This is a genomic window from Streptomyces sp. NPDC001108 (genome assembly GCF_053598535.1).
Genome location: NZ_JBSFKL010000005.1, coordinates 225,348 through 242,653, shown reverse-complemented (window position 1 = coordinate 242,653; position 17,306 = coordinate 225,348). Strand labels below are relative to the sequence as shown.

The 17,306-nt window shown below is 73.8% G+C and carries 16 protein-coding genes; 3 read left to right on the top strand and 13 right to left on the bottom strand.

Translation table 11 applies throughout. The annotated features are described in order from the left end of the window. Positions 1-164 precede the first annotated feature (164 nt). From ACWC97_RS14560 to ACWC97_RS14550, 3 genes are all read left to right on the top strand, one after another. Positions 165-1,088, top strand: coding sequence for an ABC transporter ATP-binding protein (locus ACWC97_RS14560; protein ID WP_450649476.1), 924 nt, complete (start codon positions 165-167; stop codon positions 1,086-1,088). Next, positions 1,085-2,731: an ABC transporter permease gene (locus tag ACWC97_RS14555; RefSeq protein WP_450649474.1), complete on the top strand. Its 1,647-nt coding sequence runs from the start codon at positions 1,085-1,087 to the stop codon at positions 2,729-2,731. Before ACWC97_RS14560 ends, ACWC97_RS14555 begins: the two co-directional genes overlap by 4 nt. Positions 2,732-2,804: 73 nt before the next feature. Further along, a complete protein-coding gene (locus ACWC97_RS14550) occupies positions 2,805-3,134 on the top strand; it encodes a hypothetical protein (protein ID WP_352275702.1) in 330 nt (109 codons plus the stop codon). A 111-nt stretch (positions 3,135-3,245) separates the two neighbouring features. Here ACWC97_RS14550 and ACWC97_RS14545 read toward each other — a convergent pair whose 3' ends face one another. From ACWC97_RS14545 to ACWC97_RS14485, 13 genes are all read right to left on the bottom strand, one after another. Further along, the gene (locus ACWC97_RS14545) at positions 3,246-4,475 is read right to left on the bottom strand and encodes a cytochrome P450 (protein ID WP_450649472.1); all 1,230 of its coding nucleotides are present in this window, start codon (positions 4,473-4,475) and stop codon (positions 3,246-3,248) included. A gap of 107 nt (positions 4,476-4,582) precedes the next feature. After that, complete coding sequence (locus ACWC97_RS14540) at positions 4,583-5,281, bottom strand: response regulator (RefSeq protein WP_450649470.1); 699 nt, start codon at positions 5,279-5,281, stop codon at positions 4,583-4,585. Then, entirely contained in the window at positions 5,278-6,594 is a 1,317-nt protein-coding gene (locus tag ACWC97_RS14535; protein ID WP_450649643.1) for a sensor histidine kinase, read from the bottom strand. The genes ACWC97_RS14540 and ACWC97_RS14535 overlap by 4 nt, the downstream gene beginning before the upstream one ends. A gap of 245 nt (positions 6,595-6,839) precedes the next feature. Then, positions 6,840-7,724 (bottom strand): alpha/beta hydrolase, encoded by an 885-nt coding sequence (locus ACWC97_RS14530; protein WP_450649468.1) that lies wholly within the window; start codon positions 7,722-7,724, stop codon positions 6,840-6,842. Between the two features lie 160 nt (positions 7,725-7,884). Beyond that, a complete protein-coding gene (kynU, locus tag ACWC97_RS14525; RefSeq protein WP_450649466.1) occupies positions 7,885-9,093 on the bottom strand; it encodes a kynureninase in 1,209 nt (402 codons plus the stop codon). Next, complete coding sequence (locus ACWC97_RS14520) at positions 9,086-9,934, bottom strand: tryptophan 2,3-dioxygenase family protein (RefSeq protein ID WP_352275710.1); 849 nt, start codon at positions 9,932-9,934, stop codon at positions 9,086-9,088. The genes kynU and ACWC97_RS14520 overlap by 8 nt, the downstream gene beginning before the upstream one ends. Before the next feature lie 213 nt (positions 9,935-10,147). Next, a complete protein-coding gene (locus ACWC97_RS14515) occupies positions 10,148-10,561 on the bottom strand; it encodes a DUF3151 domain-containing protein (protein WP_352275712.1) in 414 nt (137 codons plus the stop codon). 46 nt (positions 10,562-10,607) lie between these two features. Then, a complete protein-coding gene (locus tag ACWC97_RS14510) occupies positions 10,608-12,188 on the bottom strand; it encodes an MFS transporter (RefSeq protein WP_352275714.1) in 1,581 nt (526 codons plus the stop codon). A gap of 143 nt (positions 12,189-12,331) precedes the next feature. Next, positions 12,332-13,507 (bottom strand): MalY/PatB family protein, encoded by a 1,176-nt coding sequence (locus ACWC97_RS14505; protein WP_450649463.1) that lies wholly within the window; start codon positions 13,505-13,507, stop codon positions 12,332-12,334. Between the two features lie 96 nt (positions 13,508-13,603). Continuing rightward, a complete protein-coding gene (gene fbaA / locus ACWC97_RS14500; protein WP_385203314.1) occupies positions 13,604-14,635 on the bottom strand; it encodes a class II fructose-bisphosphate aldolase in 1,032 nt (343 codons plus the stop codon). A 210-nt stretch (positions 14,636-14,845) separates the two neighbouring features. Further along, positions 14,846-15,385, bottom strand: coding sequence for an orotate phosphoribosyltransferase (gene pyrE / locus ACWC97_RS14495; RefSeq protein WP_136326594.1), 540 nt, complete (start codon positions 15,383-15,385; stop codon positions 14,846-14,848). A 72-nt stretch (positions 15,386-15,457) separates the two neighbouring features. Then, positions 15,458-16,258 carry an aldose epimerase family protein gene (locus ACWC97_RS14490; protein WP_450649461.1) on the bottom strand — a complete coding sequence of 267 codons (801 nt, stop codon included), beginning with the start codon at positions 16,256-16,258 and terminating at the stop codon, positions 15,458-15,460. Positions 16,259-16,333: 75 nt separating this feature from the next. Further along, positions 16,334-17,287 carry a carbon monoxide dehydrogenase gene (locus ACWC97_RS14485; RefSeq protein ID WP_450649459.1) on the bottom strand — a complete coding sequence of 318 codons (954 nt, stop codon included), beginning with the start codon at positions 17,285-17,287 and terminating at the stop codon, positions 16,334-16,336. Between the last annotated feature and the right edge of the window lie 19 nt (positions 17,288-17,306).

Here is a 17,306-nt window from a genome sequence, read left to right as displayed (position 1 = left end):
ATCCTGCCGGGACCCGTCCCGCCCGGACTCCGCACGCGCCGTCTGTTCGGTCTCGCTGGTCATGGCCCGATCGTCTCCCCTGTCCTTCCGGCCCCCGCCGTGACGCCAACTTTATACGCTTCCTTAACTTCACAAATTTGTGAACGTAGCGTAGATTCAGAAACATGACTAGGGCGATCACCGTGGCCGGACTGCACAAGTCGTTCGGCCGGACGCATGCGCTGGACGGGCTCGACCTCACCGTCGAGACCGGCGAGGTCCATGGCTTCCTCGGGCCGAACGGGTCGGGGAAGTCCACCACCATCCGGGTGCTGCTGGGCCTGCTCCGGGCCGATGCCGGCGCCGCTCAGCTGCTCGGCCGCGACCCCTGGCGGGACGCGGTGGAGCTGCACCGCTCCGTGGCCTACGTCCCCGGTGACGTCACGTTGTGGCGCAACCTCTCCGGCGGCGAGGTGATCGACCTGTACGGCAGACTGCGTGGCGGGCTGGACGCGACCCGCCGGGCCGAGCTGATCGACCGCTTCGAGCTGGACCCGACCAAGAAGGGGCGCACGTACTCGAAGGGGAACCGGCAGAAGGTGGCCCTGGTCGCCGCCTTCGCCTCCGACGTGGAGCTGCTGATCCTCGACGAACCCACCAGCGGGCTCGACCCGCTGATGGAGGAGGTCTTCCAGGAATGCGTCGCCGAGGAGCGGGCGCGCGGGCGCACGGTGCTGCTCTCCAGCCACATCCTCAGCGAGGTCGAGACGCTCTGCGACCGGGTCAGCATCATCCGCCAGGGGAGAACGGTGGAGACCGGCTCGCTGGCCGACCTGCGCCATCTCACGCGGACGAGCATCGCCGCCGAGCTGGCCGGTGCGCCCGACGGGCTCGCCGGGCTGCCCGGGGTCCACGACCTGGACGTCCAGGGGCACCGGGTCACCCTCCAGGTCGACACGGACAAGCTGGACGCGGTGCTGCGCACGCTCACCGCCTCGGGCGTACGGACGCTGGCGAGCACCCCGCCGACCCTGGAGCAGCTGTTCCTGCGCCACTACGCGTCGGACGCCCCCGGGGACACCGCCCCCCAGGGGGTGACCGCGCGATGAGCGCCGCGACCACGACCGCCCCGGCCGGCGCGGACAGCCGGAGCGGGCGCCGGAGCGGTGGCGGGACGGGCCGGTTCGCCGGTACGGGGGTGCTGCTGCGGCTCGCCCTGCGGCGGGACCGGATCATGCTGCCGATCTGGGTGCTGGCGCTCGGCGGCTCCTTCTCCTCGGTGGCCGGTTCGATCGCCTCGCTGTACGGCACCGCCGCCCAGCGCGCCGATCTCGCCGCGTCGATGAACGCGAACAGCTCGCTCCGGGCGATGTACGGGCCGGTCTTCGACGACTCGGTCGGCGGGCTGGTCGGCTGGCGGATGGCCTCGCTCGGGGCGGTGCTGGCGGCCGTGATGAGTCTGATCGTCGTCGTCCGGCACACCCGGGAGGAAGAGGAGACCAGCCGTCAGGAAATGCTCTCCGCCGCGATGGTGGGGCGCCGCGCCCCGCTGACCGCCGCGCTCCTCACGGCGCTGATCGCCGACGCGGCGCTGGCGCTGGTGATCGCGGCGGGTCTGGCGGGCTCCGGGGCGGGCGGGGCGGGGGCGGTGGCCCTCGCGCTGGCGGTCGCAGGGACCGGCGCGCTGTTCGCCTGCACGGCCGCGATCGCCGCCCAGCTGACCGAGAGTGCCCGGCTGGCCAAGGGGCTCACGGCGGCGGTGATCGGCGCCGCGTTCGTCCTGAAGGCGGCGGGCGACGCGGCGGCGGACGACGGCTCGTCCGTACTGACCTGGCTCTCCCCCATCGGCTGGACGGAGAACGTCCGGGCCTACGCGGACGAGCGCTGGTGGGTGCTGCTCCTGCTCGCGGCGGCCGTCGCGGCGCAGGCCGCCCTCGCCTACGCCCTGGCCGGGCGGCGCGACCTCGGCATGAGCTTCCTGGCGGCGAGACCGGGGCCGGCCCGGGGGCGGATCGGCACGGCGGCCGGTCTCGCCCTGCGGCTCCAGCGCGGCGCGCTGACCGGGTGGACGCTCTGCTTCGCCGTGGTCGGGGTCGCGTTCGGCGGGCTGGCCGACGGGGCGGCCGATCTCGTCGGCGGCAACGAACGGACCAGGGAGATCGTCGAGCGGATGGGCGGGCAGTCCGGCCTGACCGACGCGTTCCTCGCCACGATGGTCTCGATGCTCGGCATGGTCGCGTCGCTGTACATCGTGGCGTCGGTGCTGCGTCTGCACGGCGAGGAGACCGCCGGGCGTGCCGAGCCGGTGCTGGCGGCCGGGGTCGGCCGGATCGCCTGGGCGGCCGGTCATCTGGTCATCGCCTTCGGCGGCGCGGCCCTGCTCATGACGGTCGGCGGGCTCGGCCTCGCGGCGGGGTACGGCCACGACCTCCCGGCGGTGCTGGGGGCGGCGCTGGTGCAGCTTCCGGCGGTCTGGCTGCTGGGCGGGGTGGCGGTCCTGCTGCACGGGGCGGTCCCGAAGGCGACGGTGGCGGCCTGGGGCGTCGCCGGGGTCTGCCTGGTGCTGGGATGGCTCGGTCCCGCGCTCGACCTGCCGCGGCTGGTGATGGACCTGTCCCCGTTCACGCATCTGCCGAGACTCCCGGGCGGCACGGGAATGGCCTGGGGTCCGGTGCTCGCGCTCACCGTCGTGGCGGTGGCCCTGGTCGGGGCCGGGGCGTCGGCCCTGCGCAGACGGGACATGCTGAGCTGAGCTGAGCCGGGCCGGACGGGACGGCCGCCCCGGCGGTGCAACCTCGCCGGGGTGGCCGTGCGTCACACCGATCATGGACAACCGAAGCGAAGCATTCCGCGGGGTCGCCGGATGCCTGGTCGTCGCCGCGGGCGGCGTCGCCGGGATGCTGGCCTGGGCGCCGTACGGCAGGCACGGCCTCATCAGCGGTTTCGAGGGAGCGAAGGAGTGGAACGTGCTGTGGCTCGGGCTGCCGGTCATGACGCTCGGCGGCATGGCGGCCGGGCTCACCCTCGCCGCTCTCGCGGGGCGGAAGTGGCGGCGCGCGCTCGGGGCGGCGACGGCGCTCGCGGCCCTCGCCGGATTCGGGGTGGCCTTCGACGTACTGGAGGGGCCGCCCCTGGCCTGCGGCCCGGGATGCTGAGAGGGCGCGGGGAAGCCGGGTCGCCGCTCCGGGCCGGGGCACCGGCCCGCCCGCGCCCCGCGCCCCTCTCGTCAGCTCGTTGGCTCGTCAGCCCGTCAGCCCGTCAGCCCGTCACAGTTCGACGCGGAGTTCCTTCAGGCCCCTGATCACATAGCCCGGGTTCCACTCGGGCTCGGCGGCCAGGCGCAGGGCCGGGGCGCGGCGCAGCAGTTCGCCGAAGGAGGCGGCCAGCTCGACCCGGGCCAGCGGGGCGCCCAGGCAGAAGTGGATGCCCGCTCCGAAGGTGATGTGCGGATTGTCCCGCCGGGCCAGGTCGAGGGTGTCCGGTTCGGCGAACCGGGCCGGGTCGCGGTTGGCCGAGCCGAAGAGCAGGGCCACCTCCGAGCCGCGCGGAACGACCGTGCCGTCGATCTCGATGTCGTCCAGCACCCAGCGCTCGAACATCTGCAAGGGGGTGTCGTAACGCATCAGTTCCTCGATCGCCGTCGGCAGCAGACCGTGGTCGGCGCGGAGGGCGGCCAGCTGCTCCGGGTGGCGGAACAGGGTCCACCAGCCGTTCACCGTGGTGTTGACGGTCGCCTCGTGCCCGGCGTTGAGCAGCAGCACGCAGGTGGAGACCATCTCCTGCTCGGTCAGCCGCTCGCCCTCGTCGTGTGCGGCGATGAGCGCGGAGATCAGATCCGTACCGGGGTTCTCGCGCCGCCGGGCGATCAGCTCGCGCAGGTAGGCGGAGAATTCGAGCGAGGCGCGGACGGCGGCGTCGGCGGTCTCCTCGGACGGGTTCAGCTCGAACATCCCGACGATCGCCGCCGACCAGGGTCGCAGCAGGCCCCGGTCGGACTCCGGGATGCCGAGCATCTCGGCGATGACGGCCACCGGCAGCGGTTCGGCGACGGCGGTGAGCAGGTCGCCGCCGCCCGCCTCGACGAGGGAGTCGACGAGTTCGGCCGCCAGCCGCCGTACGGTCGGGACGAGCCCCTCGACCGTGCGCGGGGTGAACGCCTTGGAGACCAGGCGCCGGATACGGGTGTGGTCGGGGGCCTCCAGGTCGAGGAGCCCCTGCCCGTTCAGGGTGTGGAAGGGCTCGTGCGCGGCGGGCGGCGGGGTCCGGCCGAACTCCTCGTGGGTGAAGCGGTGCAGATACGTACGCCCCAGCCGGCGGTCGCGCAGCAGCGCGGACACATCGGCGTAGTGCGGGACGAGCCACTGGTCGGTCGGCTCGAAGCGGTGCACCCGGCCGGTGGCGCGCAGCGCGGCGTAGGCCGGGTACGGGTCGGCGACGAAGGCCGGGGACCAGGGGTCGAAGGGGGCATCGGCCGCGGAACGGGGAGAAGGGCGCATGACCGGACGCTAACCGCACCCCGCCGTGACCGACCACCCGCCCCGGGCGCCCCGGCCCCGTACCCCCTGGTCCCGACCATCTGCTCCCAACGCCCCGGTCGTCGTTCTCAGGACGGGGTGACCAGGCGGGCCTCGTAGGCGAAGACGGCCGCCTGGGTGCGGTCGCGCAGCCCCAGCTTCACCAGGATCCGGCTCACATGCGTCTTGATGGTGGACTCGGCGACCACCAGGTGCGAGGCGATCTCGGCGTTGGAGCGGCCCTGCGCGATGAGCACCAGCACCTCCGTCTCGCGCTCCGTGAGATCGCCGATCCGGGCGAGCGCCGGTGAGCGCGGCGCCTCCGCGAGCTTCGAGAACTCGTTGATCAGCCGCTTGGTGACGGTCGGGGCGAGCAGCGCCTCACCGGCGGCCACCACCCGTACCCCGTCGGCGAGCTGGCGGGCGGAGGCGTCCTTCAGGAGGAAGCCCGAGGCCCCGGCGCGCAGCGCCTGGTAGACGTACTCGTCGAGGTCGAAGGTGGTCAGCACCAGGACCTTGGCGTCCGCGTCGGCGGCGACGATCTCGCGGGTGGCCTCGATGCCGTTCAGCTCCGGCATCCGGATGTCCATCAGGACCACGTCGGGGCGGAGCGCCGCGACCTGTGCGATGGCCTGCCGGCCGTCGACCGCCTCGCCGACGACCTCGATCCCCGGCATGGCGTTGAGCAGCACCGAGAAGCCCTCGCGGACCATCATCTGGTCGTCGACGATCAGCACCCGGATGGACGGAGCGGCGGAGCCGGTGGGGGTGGCGGGGAAGGTGCTCATGCCCGGCCCGCCTGTTCCGCCGCCGCGCCTGCGGCCGTGGGGCCGGTCTTGTCGAGCACCACGGTCCGCGTACCGTCCTGGTCGCGGGTCCCGGGCTCGGTCTGTACGGGGATGAACGCGGTGATCTCGTAACCGCCCTCGCCGGTCGGCGCGGCCGTCATCTCCCCGTTGAGCATCGCGACCCGTTCCCGCATCCCCGTGATGCCGTGCCCGGCCCCCGGTGAGGGCTTCACCGGACCGGTCGGCGCCCCGTTGACGACCCGCAGCCCGACCCCGCCGAGCACATAGCCGATCTCCACCCGGGCGGTGGCGCCCGGCGCGTGCCGCAGCGTGTTGCTGAGTGCCTCCTGGATGATCCGGTACGCCGACAGCTCGACCCCCTGGGGCAGCTCCCGCACCGCGCCGGTGATCGTCTTCTCCGTCTCCAGTCCCGCCTCGCGCACATTGGCGAGGAGCCCGTCGAGCTGGGCGAGGGTGGGCTGCGGGGCGTCCGGGGCCTGGTAGTCCTCGGCCCGTACGACTCCGAGGACCCGGCGCAGCTCGGTCAGGGCGGCGACGGCGTTCTCCCGGATCGTGGCGAAGGCCTGCTCCAGCTCGGGCGGAGGGTTCTCCACCCGGTACGGGGCGGCCTCGGCCTGGATCGCGACGACCGACATGTGGTGGGCGACGACGTCGTGCAGCTCCCGGGCGATGGTGGTGCGCTCCTCCAGGAGGGTGCGCCGGTCGCGTTCGACGGCGGTCACGGTGCGCTGCACGGTGACCTCGCGCTCCGCGTCCCGGCGGGTCTGCACCAGGGCGACGACGAGCAGGGCGAACGCGGAGACGACGCCCATGGCCACGGTGGTGGTGCCGGGCCGCCAGACCATGTTGTCCATGAACGTGCCGAGGAGCACGGTCAGGGTCCACATCCAGGCGGCGGTGCGCGGCCGGGTCCGGGCGGCGACGACGACCAGCACGACCAGGTGCGCGAAGAAGGTGGTCGGCCCCCACGGCCATTCGTGGTCGCCGAAGACCGCGAACACCGGGGTCGTCCCGAGCGACACCCAGAACGCCCCGACGGGCCTGATCAGCGTCATCGCCACGGCGATGGCCGGGAACAGCGTCAGCAGCTGGGCGAGCGGGTCGTCCGACCGGGACATCCCGGCCAGGAAGACCACGAGCGCCGTCAGCAGCACCAGCGCGTGCGGGGCCCGCACGGCGCGGGCCCGTATCCGCTCGGGCAGCAGGCGGACCAGCGGCCCGTCGTCCCGCATCGGCGGCAACGGGCGGTACGCGAACGCCTCGTGGAAGAGGGCCTGCCGGAGGCCGCCCATCGCCCCCGCGGCCATCCGGTACTCCGGGCTTCTGCTCTTGGTCTCGGTCACGCCACCACGGTAGGTGGCGGCCCCGGGCCGGGGCGTCCGCAGTGAAGCGGATTCCGGGCCGTCCGTCGCAAGTACTACCCGCCCCGCCGCGCCCGTCCGTATCGCCGACGCGCGACGCCCCCAACGCCGGGAACACCCCCGCACCGCTCCCCCACAGGCCCCGCACGCCCCGCCCGTACCGCAGGCACCCGGGCTCACCAGGCGAGTTGGGCGATCTCCTCCGCCACCACCGCGCAGGCGTCCGTCGCCGGGTCGATCAGCGGGAAGTGGCCGACGCCGGGCAGCAGGGTCAGCCCCACCGTCTCGCCCGCCCGTGCCGCCGCGTCGGCGAAGGCCTCCGCGACCGCCCTCGGCACGACGATGTCCGTGGTCCCCTGGACCACGGTGGTCGCGATGCCGGTGGGCAGCAGGACGGCCGGGTCGGTGAGGCGGGCCCGCTCGTCGAACTCCGCCCCGCCCGGCCCGCCGCCGAGGAACTGGCCGATCGCCCCGGAGCACACGTCCAGCGCGACCGCCGAGGCGAAGTCCGCGATCGGGGCGAGCGCGACGACGCCGCGCAGCGGCGGCGGCTCCGGCAGCCGCCACGGCGCGTCCCCGGGCAGCACGTGCCGGGCGGCGGCCCACAGCGCCAGATGGCCTCCGGCCGAGTGCCCCGTGACGACGATCCGCCGGGGGTCGGCCGCCGGAGCCTCCCGGGCCAGCAGCGACGGCAGCGCGTCCATCGCCTCGGCGACGTCGTCGAGGGTCTCCGGCCAGCGCCCCGCGACCGGGTCCGTGCCCCGCTGCGCCGGGATCCCGCCCCCGCGCCGGTACTCGACGCTCGCGACGGCGAATCCGCGCCGGGCCAGGAAGTCCGCGAACGGCGACACATGGGCGCGGTCGTACGGCGCCCGCCATGCCCCGCCGTGCAGCACGACCACGACCGGCGCCCCGGTCCGCCCGTCGCGCGGGGCGTAGAAGTCGATCAGCTGGTCGGGGTGGTCGCCGTAGGCGGCGGACGCGTCGGGGGCGACCGGTGGATGCGCCAGGGCCGCCTCGGTCTCGGCGGCGTCCCGATCGCGCGCGGCGGAATCCGACATGCTGCCCCACCCTCCGGTAACTGAGCCCCACTGGCCTGACCTGCGGGGACGGTACCAGTACGAAAGGTTCCCGTCCCCGCTCACGACCCACCGACGTACCGGCCGGCGGACCGGCCGAGCCACCGGTGTACCGGCCGGCCCACCGATGCACCGGTCCGGGCTACTCCGGCGCCGGTACGCCGTCCAGCACCTCGGCCAGCACCCGCGCCGCCCGCTCCACGTCCGCGAACCCGACGTACAGCGGGGTGAACCCGAACCGCAGCACGTCCGGGCGGCGCAGGTCCCCGACGACGCCCCGGGCGATCAGCTCGGCCATCACCGGCTCCGCGTCCGCGCAGCGCAGCGCGACCTGGCTGCCGCGCTCCGCGTGCGCGACCGGGGTCACCGAGGCGACCCGGCCCTCCGGCACGTACGCGGCGACGCACTCCAGGAAGAAGTCCGTCAGCGCCAGCGACTTGGCCCGCACGTCCTCGACCGACACCCCGTCCCACACATCGAGCGAGGCTTCGAGCGCCAGCATGGAGAGGATGTCCGGGGTTCCGGCCCGGCCCCGTACGGCACCGTCGGCCGGGGTGTACGCGGCCGTCATGCCGAACGGGTCGGCGTGCGAGGTCCACCCCGGCAGCGGCGAGTCGAAGGCCGCCTGATGGCGCTCGGCGACATACAGGTAGGCGGGCGAACCGGGCCCGCCGTTCAGGTACTTGTACGTGCAGCCGACCGCGAGGTCCACCCCGTGCGCGTCCAGCCCGACCGGCAGGGCGCCCGCGCTGTGGCACAGGTCCCAGACGGCGAGCGCGCCCGCCGCGTGCGCGGCGGCGGTCAGTCCGGGCAGGTCGTGGAGCCTGCCGGTGCGGTAGTCGACGTGGTTGAGCAGCACGGCCGCGGTCCGCGGGCCGAGCGCCCCGGGGACGTCGGCGGGGGCGACCGGGACGAGCCGGTGGCCGGTCATCCGGGCCGCGGAGGCGGCGATGTACCCGTCCGTCGGGAAGGTCGTCGCGTCCACCAGGATCTCGTCGCGGCCCTCCGGGGCCAGCCGGGTCGCGGCGACGACGGCTTTGAAGACGTTCACGCTCGTCGAGTCGGACACGACGATCTGCCCGGGGGCGGCCCCGACGAGCGGGGCGATCCGGTCGCCGATCCGCTCCGGCGCGGTCCACCAGCCGCTCTCGCCCCAGGACCGGATGCGCAGCTCGCCCCACTCCCGGGTGAGGACCTCCTGCATCCGGGCGGGAACGTGCGCGGGCAGCGCCCCGAGCGAGTTGCCGTCCAGGTAGACGGTGTCGTCGAGGACGAAGAGCTTCCGGGTGCCGGCGAGCCGGTCGGCGGCGTCGAGCGCGGCGGCCCGCGCGGCGAAGGAGCTGTCAGACATGGCTGCGCGCCGTCCACAGCTCGGGGAAGACGTTCTTCGCGGCCCGCTTCTCCAGCCAGGCGACCCCGGCGGACCCGCCCGTACCGGTCTTCGAGCCCATCGCCCGCCGGGTGGCGACCAGGTGGTCGTTGCGCCAGCGCCACACCAGCTCACCGACGTCGGTGAGCGCCTCGGCGAGCCGGAGCAGCTCCTCGTGGCGCTCGGGCTCGGCGTAGATCTCCACCCAGACGGCCTCGACCTCGGGCGACGGCTCGTACTTCCGGGTCAGGTCGCGGGTCAGGACGGCCTGCGGCACGGCGAAGCCGCGCCGGGCGAGCAGGGCGAGCACCTCGTCGTACAGACCGGGCTCGGCCAGCGCCTTCTCCAGCTCGGCGTGGACCCGGGGGGCGCCGCGGTGCGGCACCAGCATCGACGCCGACTTGTCGCCCAGCAGGAACTCCATCCGCCGGTACATCGCCGACTGGAAGCCGGAGCCCTCGCCGAGGGCGCCGCGGTAGGAGTTGAACTGGGCGGGGGTGAGCTGGGCCAGCGGGTGCCAGGAGGCGTTGAGCGCCTCCAGCTCCCGCACCGACCGCTTGAGCGCGTCGCGCGCCACGGTCAGCCGGTCCTCGCGCAGGGCGTGCGCGGCGGTCTCCCACTCATGGACGATTACGGTGAACCACAACTCCATGACCTGGGTCGTCACCAGGAACACCATCTCGCCCGGATCGTCGGAGCGGGGGTGCTGGAGGTGGGTCAGGACATCCGCCTGGACATAGTCCTCGTACGGAGTCGTTCCCGCGAAGTCGAGGTGCGGGGTCTCCGCACCGGTGGCTTCGGGGTCGGGGTGGATCGTCGACATCGCTGTCTCCTCGACACAAGCTTCCGGGTAGCGGTCCGCCCCTTCCGTGAGGTGGTGGAGCTCCGGTCCCCTGTTCGCATCCTACGAACAACACGGACCCCGTGGGCAACCGCTCCCCACGAGGTCCGTCCGGCGACAACGCCCAGGTCGCGCCGAGGCGCCCCGTTCCGGATCCGGCCGGGTCCGGCCCCGGCAGAGCTCCCCGGGAGCTTTCTAGCCCAGGGTCTCGGCGGCGGTCGGCGAGGAGTCGCGCAGGAAGGCCGTGCAGCGCTCGTACTCCTCCTTCTCGCCGATCGCACCGGCGGCCCGCGCCAGGGCGTGCAGGGCGCGCAGGAAGCCCCTGTTCGGCTCGTGCTCGAACGGCACCGGGCCGTGGCCCTTCCAGCCGGCCCGGCGCAGCGCGTCGAGCCCGCGGTGGTAGCCGGTGCGGGCGTAGGCGTACGACTCGACGGTCCGGCCGCCCTCGAACGCCTCGTCCGCGAGCTGCGCCCAGGCCAGGGAGGAGGTCGGGTGCTTCGCGGCGACGTCGGTGGGGGGCGTGCCGTTCGCGAGCAGCTCGCGCGGCTCCGGGTCGTCGGGCAGGTGGGTCGGGGGCGGGCCCCCGAGCAGGTTCTCGTGGATCGACATGGGTTCCAGTGTGCCTGGCGCCCGCGTGCCGGGATACCCGGCGTGGTCAGCCCGTACCGTCCCCCGCCCGGCCCGCGTCGCGCCGCCCGCGCCCCGTCCCCTCCGCCCGCCCTGCGCTCGCGTCCTGCTCCGGCGCGGGCTCCAGCGGCGGGGCGGCGATCCCGCAGTGCACCGCGCATTCGGGCCGCGCCTGCTCGTGCTCCTCGGGCGCGGGAGCGGGCGTACGCACCGTCGCCCAGGCGATCCCCGCCCCCAGGACGAGCAGCCCGGCGCACATCGGCATCGCCCGGCGGAAGGTCGCGGCGAACTCCCCGGCGTCCCGGTACGCCTCCGGCCCCATGCCGGCCAGCAGCGGCAGCGCGGCCACGGCGATCAGCCCGGCGGCGCGGGCGGCCGCGTTGTTGATCCCGCTGGCGAGGCCGGCCCGGGCGGTGTCGACGGAGGCCAGCACGGTCGCGGTGAGCGGGGCGACCAGGGTGACCAGCCCGACGCCGAGCACCCCGACCGCCGGAAGCACCTCGGTGAGGTAGCCGGAGACGGAGCCCGACCCGGGCCCGACCCGCAGCATCAGCAGCATGCCCGCGGCGGCGATCAGCGGCCCGGCGGTCAGCGGGATTCGGGGCCCGATGCGCTGCCCGAGCTCGCCCGAGGCGGCCGAGAAGAGCAGCATCAGCACGGTCGTCGGCAGCAGCGCCGTGCCCGCGCCGAGCGCCGAGTACCCGGCCACCACCTGGAGCTGGATCGCGGCCAGGAAGAAGTAGCCGCCGAGCGCCGCGTACACGCAGAGGGTGATGACGTTGACGGCGGTGAACTGCCGGGAGGCGAAGACCGAGGGCGGCAGCATCGGTTCCGCCCGGACCTGCTCCACCCGTACGAAGACCGCCCCGAGCAGGACCCCGCAGACGGCCGCCCCGATCACCGGCGCGGAGGCCCCCTGCCCCGGCGCCTCGATCAGCGCGTAGGTCACCAGGGCGAGGGCGAGCGCCGCGAGCACGGCCCCCAGCACGTCGAAGCGGCCCCGCGCCCGCGGGTCCCGCGACTCCGGTACGTGGCGCAGCGCCACCGGTACACAGATCGCGGCGAGCGGCACGTTGAGCAGGAAGACCCACCGCCAGCCCGGCCCGTCGACCAGCCAGCCGCCGACGAACGGCCCGACGGCGGCCCCGACCCCGCCGAGCCCCGACCACAGCCCGACCGCGCGGGCCCGGTCGTCGGGGTGGAAGCTCGCCTGGATCAGGGCCAGCGAACCGGGGGTGAGCAGGGCCCCGCCGATGCCCTGGAGGGCGCGGGCGCCGACGAGCACGGCGGCGTTCGGCGCCAGGCCGCAGAGGGCGGAGGCGGCGGCGAACCAGACGACGCCGACGACGAAGACCCGCCGCCGCCCGTACCGGTCGCCGAGGGAGCCGCCGAGGAGGATCAGCCCGGCGAGGGTGAGCATGTAGGCGTTGACGGTCCACTGGAGGGCGGCCAGGTCGGTGCCGAGGTCCTTGCCGATCCGGGGCAGGGCGACATTGATGACGGTGGAGTCCAGCATGACCATGCTGGAGCCGAGGACGGTGGTGAGGACCACCCGGCGTCCGGTGGCGGAGGCGACGCGGATGGCTCCCGGCTCGGCTGCGTCAGACATACGAGCAGCATCCCCGCTTCCCCCGGCCCGTGCCATCGGAACGACGGCTCCGCACCCGGACCGTCACGCGGCCCGTGCCACCTCGCCCCGGCTCACACGGCCCGTGCCGCCGGAACAGCGGCCCGTGCCACCTCGCCCCCGGCTCACGCCGCCCGGCCCGTCACCGCCCGTACGCCCCGGATCAGCGCCTCCACCCCGGCGGCGGCCTTGGAACGCGGGCACCCCACGTTCAGCCGTACGAAGCCCTCCGCCCCGTACACCCCGCCCGGCATCACCGCGACCTTCTCCCGTTCGATCAGCACCCGCTGGAGCTCCGCGTCGCCCTCGACGCCCGCCGGACGCAGATCGATCCATGCCAGGTAACCGGCCTCCGGCGGCCGCCAGCCCAGCTCCGGAAGCTCCTCGTCCAGCCGCCGCGCGACCAGCTCCAGGTTCCCGGCGACGTACTCCCGGGCCGCGTCCAGCCACGGGGCCGACTCCCGGTAGGCCGCGATGTGCGCGGTCAGCGACAGCACCGCCGGGGAGGCCAGCCCCTCCGCGGTCTCCATCCGGCGCAGGAACTCCGTCCGGTCGGCCGGGTCGCCGATCAGCCCGTACGAACCGGACAGCGCCGGGAAGTTGAACGCCTTCGACGCGGAGGTGACCAGCGCCCAGCGGGTGGCGCCCGCGACCCGCGTCCACGGCACATGGGTCCGCCCGGCGTGCGCGAAGTCCGCGTGTATCTCGTCGCTGATCACCGCCACCCCGTGCCGGGCGGCGAGCGACGCGAACGTGCGCAGCTCGTCCTCCGTCCACACCCGGCCGGTCGGGTTGTGCGGGGAGCACAGCACCAGGACCCTGCTGTCCGGGCGGGCCAGCTCGCGCTCCAGCGCGGCCCCGTCCCCCACCGGCACCCCGCGCAGCTCCCGCCGCAGCCCGGTCACCGCCTTGCGGAAACCGTCGTAGGTGGGGGTGTGGACGACCACCCCGTCGCCCTCCTCGGTCCACATCTGGAGCAGCTGGGAGAGCTGGCTGAGCACCGAGGGCCCGTAGACCAGCTGTCCGGTGTCCACCTCCGTGCCGTACCGGGTCGCGTACCAGTGGGCTATCGCCGAGCGGAAGTCGTCCTGCCGCCAGTCCGTGTAACCGAACACCCCGTGGTCGATGCGGGAGCGCAGTGCGTCCAGCACCTGCGGGGCGGTGCGGAAGTCCATGTCGGAGATGGTGAACGGCAGCAGTCCGTCCACCCCGAACCGGTCCGCGACCCCGTCCCACTGGACACACCAGGTGCCCCGGCGGTCGACGACGGTGTCGAAGTCATAGCGCGCGCTGGAACCCACAGCGACCCCTTCGGCTTGCGTATGTGTGTGTCGGACATGCCGGGGGCCCGGCACCCCACGGGATACCGGGCCCTCGACAACACTTCGTACCAGGTGCTACTTCAGCCGGGTACCGGTGGAACGCAGGTTGGCGCAGGCCTCCGTGACGCGCTTGGCCATGCCGGCCTCGGCGGACTTGCCCCAGCTGCGCGGGTCGTAGACCTTCTTGTTGCCGACCTCGCCGTCGACCTTCAGCACACCGTCGTAGTTGCGGAACACGTGGTCCACGATCGGGCGGGTGAAGGCGTACTGGGTGTCGGTGTCGAGGTTCATCTTCACGACGCCGTTCTCCAGCGCGGTGGCGATCTCCTGCTCGGTGGAGCCGGAACCGCCGTGGAAGACGAAGTCGAAGGGCTGGCTGCCGGCCGGCTTGCCGTACTTGGCGGCGACGCCCTCCTGGAGGTCCTTCAGCAGCTCGGGGCGGAGCACGACGTTGCCCGGCTTGTAGACGCCGTGGACGTTGCCGAAGGAGGCGGCCAGCAGGTAGCGGCCCTTCTCGCCCAGGCCGAGCGCCTCGGCGGTGCGCAGCGCGTCGTCGACGGTGGTGTACAGCTCGTCGTTGATCTCGTGCGAGACGCCGTCCTCCTCGCCGCCGGTCGGGGTGATCTCGACCTCAAGGATGATCTTGGCGGCGGCGGCCTTGGCCAGCAGCTCCTGGCCGATGGCCAGGTTGTCGGTCAGGGTCTCGGCCGAACCGTCCCACATGTGGCTCTGGAACAGCGGGTTCTCGCCGCGGGCGACGCGCTCGGCGGAGATGTCGAGCAGCGGACGCACATAGCCGTCCAGCTTGTCCTTCGGGCAGTGGTCGGTGTGCAGCGCGACGGAGATGCCGTACTTGGCGGCGACGATGTGCGCGAACTCGGCCAGGGCGACGGCGCCGGTGACCATGTCCTTGCTGTACTGACCGCCCAGGAACTCCGCCCCACCGGTGGAGATCTGGACGATGCCGTCGCTCTCCGCCTCGGCGAAGCCGCGCAGCGCCGCGTGCAGGGTCTGGGTCGACGTCACGTTGATGGCCGGGTAGGCGAACTTCCCCGCCTTCGCCCGGTCGAGCATCTCGGCGTAGACCTCGGGGGTTGCGATGGGCATCTGACCGCTCCTTGGGATATGCGGGTGTGCGTGCTGGTTCCCTGACCTGGGGGCGACGTCATCGTCGCCCCCATCTTCCCAGACTCCCGTCCAGGCTCCACCCCGCGGTGTGCCCCAGGCCCTGTCCCAGGGCCCGCCGACCGGTCACGGGCACGCGAAAGGGGTGGGGTGTTTCACGTGAAACACCCCACCCCTGAAAGAAACCGCAGGTCAGGCCAGGTCGAGATCGGCGACCGAGTAGACGTGGACATACGGAAGGCCGGCCTCGGCGATCGCCGGGGCCGCACCGCGCTCCACGATCACGGCCACGGCCACGACCTCGCCACCGGCCTCGCGGACCGCCTCCACGGCGGTCAGCGGCGAACCGCCGGTGGTCGAGGTGTCCTCGACCACCAGGCAGCGGCGGCCCTTCACGTCCGTGCCCTCGATGCGGCGCTGCATCCCGTGCGCCTTCTGCGCCTTGCGGACGACGAACGCGTCCAGCTCCTGCCCGCGCGCGGCGGAGGCGTGCAGCATCGAGGTGGCGACCGGGTCGGCGCCCAGGGTGAGCCCGCCCACGCAGTCGTAGTCCAGCTCGGCGGTGGCGTCGAGCATCACCTGACCGACCATCGGAGCGGCCTTGCCGTCCAGCGTGATGCGGCGCAGGTCGATGTACCAGTCGGCCTCAAGACCCGAGGAGAGGGTCACCTTGCCGTGTACCACGGCCTTGTCCTTGATCTGCTGGAGCAGCTCAGCACGTACGTCAGTCATGGCTACGAGCTTAAGCGGCACACCGGACGCCGACTTTCACGCCGCCTCCCGGGGCCCGCCGGGCACCGCCCGTCACAGCCGGCGCCAGCTCCAGGTCGTCGCGATCTCCAGCGGATCGATCGGGGTCACGTACCGGGGCGCGGTGTTCAGCCCGTTCGGCGGGCCGGACTGCGGCTCCACGCAGACCGCCGCCTCCTGCTCGTCGTAGATCACGACCCACTCGGTGCGGCTCATCACGGTCAGCTCCAGCTGCTCCGGCCAGGTGAGCGTCACCTCCACCCCGTCCGGCATCCCGAAGCAGTCGTCCCAGGGGCCGTCCAGCGGCGGGATACGGCGGCCGGTCGGCAGATGGTCGGCGCCGCGCTCCTCCTGCCAGGCCGCGTCGAAGGAGAGCCGCACCTCCTCGCCGTCCTCGCCGAGCCTGCGCAGGAACCACGGGTGCCAGCCCGCCTGTGCCGGGAACGAGTCGCCGTACGTCTCGATGCCGAAGGCGAGGGTGAGCGAGTCCTCGGACAGCTCGAAGGTCTGGGTCACCCGGCCCGGGTACGGCCAGGGGTCGGCCAGGTCGTAGTAGAAGGACGCCTCGCGCTCGGCCACTCGGGCGGTGTGCCAGGCGGTGTCCCGGCCGGTGCCGTGGATGGCGTGCGGCGGGGCGTTCACCGGCAGCCGGTGCGGGACGTCGCCGTTGTGGAACAGGCCGTTCCTGGTGCGCCCGCACCACGGCACCATCGGGAAGCAGCCGTAGTGGTCCCCCTGCCTCAGCAGTTCGGTGCCACCGATCCGCAGGCTGTCGATGCGACAGCCGTTGGCGGGATTCACGGTCAACTCTGCGTCGCCGACGGACAGCCGGACGTCCTTCTCGCTGCTACTCACCCGACGAGGTTACTGACCCGGCCCGACCGGGGGAAAACCCTTGCCGCCGCCCTGGCGCGCCCCGGACCGCACCGCTCACCGCCGCCGTCGCAGCGCCCTGGTCACCACCACCGCGGACGCCACCGCGAACGCGGCGGCCGGGACGATCCAGCGGAGCGCGGCGCCCGCGTTGACCGCGTCGGGCGACGGGACGGGGGCGTACCGGCCGCGCGGCGGCGCGTGGTCGACCTCCTCGGCGCTACGGCCGATCATGGTGCGCCGGGCGTGCGCGGCCTCCGCCGGGGGCTCCTCGGGAACGGTGAACTCGACCTCGGAGACCGGATCGAGCGAGGGCGGCGGTACGGGGGCGTCGAAGACGGCGCCGGTGCCCGGCGGGTTCCCGCGCCCGTCCGCGTTCTCGTCCGAGTCCCCGTCCGCATCGCCATCCGCGTCCGCATCCGCGTCCGCGGGAGACGTACCTCCGGCGGCCGCCCCGGTCGTGTCGGCCTCCTCCGCCGCCTCCTCGATGGCCTGCTCCACGGCCTCGCCCACGGACCGCTCGGCGGCCGCCCCGTCCCCGCCGTCGGCCTCGGTGCCGCCCGCCAGCGTCTCCGTCACCAGCTGCTGGGCGAACCGGTCGAGCAGCCGCCGGGCCGCCGCGAGCGCCGCCGCCGCGTCCAGCTCCAGGATCCGGCCGTCGCCGTCCGCCGTACCCGCGAAGCCGATCGCCGTGCCACCGTCCCGCCCGGTCAGCCGGACCGTGAGCCGCAGCCGCACCGAACCGCCGCCCCGGGCCTCGGTGCCCTCGCCGGTCACCAGGACCGCCGGAGCGTCCCCGGCACCGGTCTCCGCCCCGTCGGCGAGCCGCAGCGCGCCCCGGTACGTGATCGTGTGGCCGTCCACCCTGATCCTGAGCCGGCCGGACAGCGGGTCCGCGGACGCGTCGGCGTCCTGCTGAAGCCCCGGAACGCACCGAGCGACGCGGGCGGGGTCGCCCAGCGTCCGCCGGAGGGACGGGACCGGAACCGGAACGAACACCTCATGCTCCATGGAAACCGAGCCTACTCAG

What these genes read in the sequence shown, in the direction of transcription:
- ACWC97_RS14540 (WP_450649470.1), bottom strand. Translation starts at nt 5,281, where the DNA reads ATGAGCACCTTCCCCGCCACCCCCACCGGCTCCGCCGCTCCGTCCATC.
- ACWC97_RS14550 (WP_352275702.1), top strand. Translation starts at nt 2,805, where the DNA reads ATGGACAACCGAAGCGAAGCATTCCGCGGGGTCGCCGGATGCCTGGTC.
- fbaA (WP_385203314.1), bottom strand. Translation starts at nt 14,635, where the DNA reads ATGCCCATCGCAACCCCCGAGGTCTACGCCGAGATGCTCGACCGGGCG.
- ACWC97_RS14555 (WP_450649474.1), top strand. Translation starts at nt 1,085, where the DNA reads ATGAGCGCCGCGACCACGACCGCCCCGGCCGGCGCGGACAGCCGGAGC.
- ACWC97_RS14520 (WP_352275710.1), bottom strand. Translation starts at nt 9,934, where the DNA reads ATGTCGACGATCCACCCCGACCCCGAAGCCACCGGTGCGGAGACCCCG.
- ACWC97_RS14560 (WP_450649476.1), top strand. Translation starts at nt 165, where the DNA reads ATGACTAGGGCGATCACCGTGGCCGGACTGCACAAGTCGTTCGGCCGG.
- ACWC97_RS14530 (WP_450649468.1), bottom strand. Translation starts at nt 7,724, where the DNA reads ATGTCGGATTCCGCCGCGCGCGATCGGGACGCCGCCGAGACCGAGGCG.
- kynU (WP_450649466.1), bottom strand. Translation starts at nt 9,093, where the DNA reads ATGTCTGACAGCTCCTTCGCCGCGCGGGCCGCCGCGCTCGACGCCGCC.
- ACWC97_RS14535 (WP_450649643.1), bottom strand. Translation starts at nt 6,594, where the DNA reads ATGGGCGGCCTCCGGCAGGCCCTCTTCCACGAGGCGTTCGCGTACCGC.
- ACWC97_RS14485 (WP_450649459.1), bottom strand. Translation starts at nt 17,287, where the DNA reads ATGGAGCATGAGGTGTTCGTTCCGGTTCCGGTCCCGTCCCTCCGGCGG.
- pyrE (WP_136326594.1), bottom strand. Translation starts at nt 15,385, where the DNA reads ATGACTGACGTACGTGCTGAGCTGCTCCAGCAGATCAAGGACAAGGCC.
- ACWC97_RS14545 (WP_450649472.1), bottom strand. Translation starts at nt 4,475, where the DNA reads ATGCGCCCTTCTCCCCGTTCCGCGGCCGATGCCCCCTTCGACCCCTGG.
- ACWC97_RS14510 (WP_352275714.1), bottom strand. Translation starts at nt 12,188, where the DNA reads ATGTCTGACGCAGCCGAGCCGGGAGCCATCCGCGTCGCCTCCGCCACC.
- ACWC97_RS14515 (WP_352275712.1), bottom strand. Translation starts at nt 10,561, where the DNA reads ATGTCGATCCACGAGAACCTGCTCGGGGGCCCGCCCCCGACCCACCTG.